Source organism: Mesorhizobium sp. M0715 (assembly GCF_040320355.1).
Lineage (GTDB): Bacteria > Pseudomonadota > Alphaproteobacteria > Rhizobiales > Rhizobiaceae > Mesorhizobium.
On the sequence record NZ_JAMYPL010000059.1, the window covers coordinates 1 to 5,276 of the forward strand.

Consider the following 5,276-nt stretch of genomic DNA (forward strand, 5'->3'; position numbering starts at 1 on the left):
CCAGGGCCGAAAATACTTGCTCATAGCCCAAGATTGAATCAGACTCGTCAATAGTTGACCAGTGACTATCTGGACAGGCTCCTAGTGCAGCAGCACTCAACGGCAGCATCAACAAGCTCGATCCGATTGGTTTCGGCTCGCCGGCTGATAGTGAAGATTGGCTCATCACTGATCGGCGATCCTGAAACCGGAGAGATACGCGGTCCTTGGCTTGAGACGCTAATAGAGGATGTCGTCCGATTTTTCGCACGCGGGCAGCAGGTGATCATCGTCACGTCTGGTGCTGTCGCGGTCGGCTCAAGTCACTTCAACCATCTGGAGAGATCTCTGCGAGGTTGAGGAGAAACAAATTGCCGCCGCTATCGGTCAGGTTCGACTCATGCGTGCCTATGAACAGAGTTTTAAACCTCATGGTTTTGGCGTTGGGCAAATATTATTGACCGGCGAAGATATAGACAATCAGCATCGCCGCCTCAATGCGGCTTCAACCCTTCAACAACTTCTCAAAGTTGGCGCCGTACCCATTATCAACGAGAACGACACGACCGCAACGGCGGAGATCTGTTTTGGCGACAATGATCGGCTAGTGGTTTACGCCTGACATAAGAGTCCGGCTGGGGATTCCCATTTTGTGAGTGCGCATGCGAGTCTGGCGCATGCGCACAGGAATATTGCTCACCGTTTCTTCGATTGATCGTCAGCGTCTGGGCGCGCTGATCAGAGATCGCAATGCGCCGCAGAAGCACGTTTGGCGCGCCGAGATCATTCTGTTGAGCAGCGACGGCGTGGGCACCCTCGAGATCATGCGGCAAACTGGTAAGTCCAAGACCTGCGTGTGGCGCTGGCAGGAGCGCTTCGCCGCGGAAGGCTTCGAGGGACTGTTGCGCGACAAGACGCGCCCCTCGCGCATTGCCCCACTCGGACCTGAAGTCGCCGAGCGCGTGGTGGCACTGACGTGGCAGGACCCGCCTGGCGAGACGACGCACTGGACCGCCGACATGATGGCGGCCGCGGCCGGCATCAGCGCCAGCGCAGTGCGCCGCATCTGGAAGGCGCACGGGCTGCAGCCCAACCGCTGGCGCCAGTTCAAGCTCTCCAACGATCCGCAGTTCGTCGACAAACTGCGCAACGTCGTCGGCCTCTATGTTGATCCGCCGGCTCACGCCATCGTGCTGTCGGTCGACGAGAAGAGCCAGATCCAGGCGCTCGACCGCACCCAGCCGGCCTGCCCATGAAGAAGGGTAGGCTCGGCACCATGACCCACGACTACAAGCGCAACGGCACGACCACCCTGTTTGCCGCCCTCAACGTGCTCGACGGCACCGTCATCGGCAGGAACATGCAGCGCCATCGTCATCAGGAATTCATCCGCTTCCTCAACGCTATCGATGCCGAGGTGCCGGCCAGCAACGCCATCCACGTCGTCCTCGACAACTACGCCGCTCACAAGCACCCCAAGGTGCGTGCCTGGCTCGGCCGCCATCAGCGCTTCACCTTCCACTTCACACCGACCTCATGCTCGTGGCTCAACGCGGTTGAGGGCTTCTTCGCAAAACTGTCGAAGCGTCGTCTCAGGCGCGGCGTCTTCCACTCCGTCGTCGACCTTCAGGCGGCGATCAACCGCTTCGTTGCAGAGCACAACCAGCAACCTAAACCCTTCACTTGGACCGCCGATCCAGACAAGATCATCGCTGCCGTCAAACGCGGGCACCAAATGTTAGATTCCATCCACTAGCGGCACTGGTCGCGCCGATGGTAAACGCAGACGTTGTCGTTCTGCTTTCCAACGTAGATGGGCGTTGGTGCATGGATCTGGACTTGAGCGGACGGCGATCTTTGAAGTGGCAGACTATGCCGTGGCTGCCTTGCGGCGGGCGGATTTCGGGCGGCTTTTGGCTTTGCTTGGGGGCTGAGGGGGAATCGTCTCCCGTTGGGAGATGAGGAATCCGTAGGGCGGCGATGCAGAGGCTCGCATGATGATGGAAGCCTCGCCAACCACGCCCCTCATAGTGGCCGAGCCCCAGTTCCTGCTTGAGCTCCCGATAGTCGCGCTCGATGTGCCCCTTTAACATACCCACCTTTGTTCACGTGGCCCGCCAAACCCCTAGCTTTTTTCAAATTGGTTTTTGGCTGGGACGGGTAAACAGAACGTTGACAACATCACCTGGACCTTCGCGAGCGGCGTGCCGATCTTTACGGTATATGAAGCGCTGATGCTTTGGCTCTTCGCAAACGGTTATATTCCCTTTGTTGGATTGGTCTGAGCATCCAATCTATTTCGTAGCGATCATGCTGCTGATCCCGCTAATTCAGGACCTGCATTTCTACCTTGTTTATCGTCTGCTGCATTGGCCGCCACTCTATAAAATGGTGCACTCCCTTCATCACAACAACGTGAATCCGGGCCCTGGTCCGGCCTGTCGATGCACCCGATCGAGCATTTGGCTTACTTCTCCGGCGTCCTGGTGCATGTAATTATCCCCTCGCATCCCGTGCATGTGCTGTTCCTTATCTATCAATCCGCCTTGGGACCGGCGCAAAACCACGCTGGCTTTGAGAAAATCGCGGTCGCCGAAGATACGGCAATCGATACGGGCGGCTTTTAGCATTACTTGCATCACAAGTATTTCGAGTGCAATTACGCCGATGGCGCTATTCCGCTCTTCCACTCGATAAAGTGGTTCGGGACCTTCCATGACGGATCAGCGGAGGCAAAGGGGAGGCGATGGATCGGCGGTTCCGCGAACGCATGAAAGCCAAGAAAGCCTCAACCGATGTGAAGCCAATTTGATCGAACTGAACCGCGGCGTCCTCCCAGGCCGTTAAACGGGTGCTGAGCTTCGGCTCGGCGCCCGTTTCCATTTGTGAGGCCCGGGCAAAAGAGGGAAACCCCTCATTTTCGAGGATGGAGTTTAACCGTTCTGCGTGCAAGTCCTTCTGTCGTCAAGGTAATCGCCAATTTGGCGCTCAGCAGGAGGAACCGCTATGGAAAGAGGCATGGTCATCATCGGTGCCGGGCACGCGGGCTGCAGGGCTGCACAATCCCTGCGCCCTCACGGTTGGGCCGGCCCCATACATCTCATCAATGGAGAGGAGCGCGCGCCCTACGAGCGGCCGCCACTTTCGAAATCCGTGCTATTGCAGCAGAAGGAGACATCACAAATCCCGCTGCTACGGAGCGCTTGGCTGGAGGACGACACCACTTTCTACCATGAAGATGTGCGTGTAACGACGATCGACCGCACTCAGAAGACCCTGGCTTTGTCGAACGGCCAATCCCTCACCTATGAGAGCCTTCTGATTGCTACCGGGGCGAAGCCGCGCACGCTGGATTTCGGCAGGACTCTTCCCGCCGGCGTGATGACGCTACGGTCGGCAGTCCACGCTGAAGCGTTGGGCGACACTTTGCTCGCCGGCAAACGGTTGGTCATAATCGGTGGCGGTTTGATCGGCCTAGAGGTTGCGGCGTCGGCTGTGGGCAAGGGTTGTGGGGTCACTGTTATAGAGACAGCCCCACGCCTCCTCGCAAGAGTCGTGCCGACGGAAATTGCCTCGGAAGTCCGCAAAGATCATGAAGCCGCGGGCATTCAGTTCCGACTAGGCACTTCTGTGGAAGGTATCGTAGGAGACGCTTATATCAAAGGCGTTCGCTTGTCGTCCGGCGAAGAGATTCCTTGTGACGTTCTGCTGGTTTCTATCGGAGTGAGCCCTGAAACTGCGCTGGCCGAGGCCTCTGGGTTGGAAATCGACAACGGCATCGTTGTGGACGAATTCCTTCGCACAAGCGATCCGGCGATTTTCGCTGCCGGCGATGTCAGCTCTATTCGACGGGACGAATCCTTGCGACCTCAGCGACTTGAATGCTGGAAAAATGCCGAGGATCAAGGCGAACTCGTGGCCAGGAACATGCTGGGCCATCAGGTTGCTTATGAAATGGTGCCGTGGATGTGGTCGGATCAGTTCGATAAGGTCATCCAAGCGGCCGGCTGGCCGGCGCCGGACCAAGCCATAACCCTCAGGCCCCTGGCGTCGGGCGGCATCGCTGCTTTCCATCATGATCGGGAAACGCTGGTCGCAGTTAGCGCTTACGGCGCGATCGGGGTCGTCGCCAAGGCGGTCCGGGTGGGGTCAACAATGCTCCAGCGGGGTATGTCCCCAGCGCCTGCAACTGTTTGCGCTGTAGCTGACCTTCGGGAGCTACTTCAGGTTCAACAGGCAGCGTAGAGTTAGACATGCAAAATCTCCTGATCTTCCAGTCGCTTTGGGCCATGGAATTGCGCAGTGCCCGCTATCCGGAACGCACACTTGAGGACAATGTCGACAAGATATTCAAGGCTGGCTTCCAAGGGGTGAGTGCCGATTGGCGCGACCGCAGCTTCGTCAAGAAGCTATCCGCGTTGCTCAAGGACAACGGCATGCAAGCCGAAGGGCAATGCTTTCCGAGGACCGTCGACGACCTCAAGCCGGTGCTTGAAAATGCCGTGGAATTCGGCGTTCACCACATCGATCTGCAGCCGGACGTGCGGCCGCGACGCGTTCAGGAATGTATCCCCTTGCTCGAAGGATGGCGCCGGCTCGCCCATGAAGCGGGCGTCGAAGTCTATATCGAGACCCATCGCGACCGCATGACGACCGATCTCCACTTCACATTGGACCTATTGGATTGCTTCCCTGATCTTAGGCTTCTAGGCGATCTATCGCACTTTGTTGTTGGGCGTGAGTTCGCCTGGCCCATTCCCGATGAGCATCATGTCGAGATTCACCGCATTCTCGATAATTCCTGGGCCTTTCATGGCCGGGTGGCAACGCGCGAACAAGTTCAGATCGAAATCTCCTACCCGCAGCATAAAATGTGGGTGGATCAGTTCCTGTCCTGGTGGGAATATGGCTTTCGAAGCTGGCAGCAGCGAGCGAGCAAAGACGACTCCCTTTCGTTTACCTGCGAATTAGGGCCAAAACCGTATGCCATCACTGGGCCGGATGGCGAGGACACGGTTGATCGCTGGGCAGAGTCGCTTCTGCTGAAGGATCACATTGCGCGGGTCTGGAAAAATTCAATCATAAATCAATAATGGGAGTTTCCATGGACGTTCGCGCCGCCGTGGCCACGCAGGCCGGCAAACCGCTCGAAATCATGACCGTACAGCTCGAAGGCCCGAGGGCCGGTGAAGTGCTGGTCGAGATCAAGGCGACCGGCATCTGCCACACCGACGAATTCACGCTGTCGGGCGCCGATCCCGAAGGCATCTTTCCGGCGATCCTCGGCCATGAGGGTG

General features: G+C 57.8%; 6 protein-coding genes and 2 pseudogenes. 6 read left to right on the forward strand and 2 right to left on the reverse strand.

The genetic code is table 11. The features are described from left to right. Positions 1 to 150 precede the first annotated feature (150 nt). From NKI21_RS32110 to NKI21_RS32120, 3 genes and pseudogenes are all read left to right on the forward strand, one after another. Entirely contained in the window at positions 151 to 339 is a 189-nt protein-coding gene (locus NKI21_RS32110) for an amino acid kinase family protein (RefSeq protein WP_352869278.1), read from the forward strand. A gap of 40 nt (positions 340 to 379) precedes the next feature. Beyond that, positions 380 to 601 (forward strand): amino acid kinase family protein, encoded by a 222-nt coding sequence (locus tag NKI21_RS32115; protein WP_352869266.1) that lies wholly within the window; start codon positions 380 to 382, stop codon positions 599 to 601. A gap of 202 nt (positions 602 to 803) precedes the next feature. Then, positions 804 to 1,735: pseudogene (locus NKI21_RS32120) on the forward strand (IS630 family transposase). A 114-nt stretch (positions 1,736 to 1,849) separates the two neighbouring features. Here NKI21_RS32120 and NKI21_RS32125 read toward each other — a convergent pair. Both NKI21_RS32125 and NKI21_RS32130 read right to left on the reverse strand, forming a co-directional pair. After that, positions 1,850 to 2,063, reverse strand: a pseudogene (locus NKI21_RS32125) (IS701 family transposase); the annotation flags it as partial. Positions 2,064 to 2,384: 321 nt separating this feature from the next. Then, positions 2,385 to 2,696, reverse strand: coding sequence for a hypothetical protein (locus NKI21_RS32130; RefSeq protein WP_352869268.1), 312 nt, complete (start codon positions 2,694 to 2,696; stop codon positions 2,385 to 2,387). Between the two features lie 301 nt (positions 2,697 to 2,997). On the opposite strand from NKI21_RS32130, the gene NKI21_RS32135 reads away from it, so the two are divergent. From NKI21_RS32135 to NKI21_RS32145, 3 genes are all read left to right on the forward strand, one after another. Continuing rightward, positions 2,998 to 4,224, forward strand: a complete 1,227-nt coding sequence (locus NKI21_RS32135; protein ID WP_352869270.1) for an NAD(P)/FAD-dependent oxidoreductase — start codon at positions 2,998 to 3,000, stop codon at positions 4,222 to 4,224. 8 nt (positions 4,225 to 4,232) lie between these two features. After that, positions 4,233 to 5,072 carry a sugar phosphate isomerase/epimerase family protein gene (locus NKI21_RS32140; RefSeq protein WP_352869273.1) on the forward strand — a complete coding sequence of 280 codons (840 nt, stop codon included), beginning with the start codon at positions 4,233 to 4,235 and terminating at the stop codon, positions 5,070 to 5,072. A gap of 11 nt (positions 5,073 to 5,083) precedes the next feature. Continuing rightward, positions 5,084 to 5,276, forward strand: a 193-nt coding sequence (locus NKI21_RS32145) for an alcohol dehydrogenase catalytic domain-containing protein (protein ID WP_352869276.1), incomplete at its 3' end; no start/stop codon positions are given.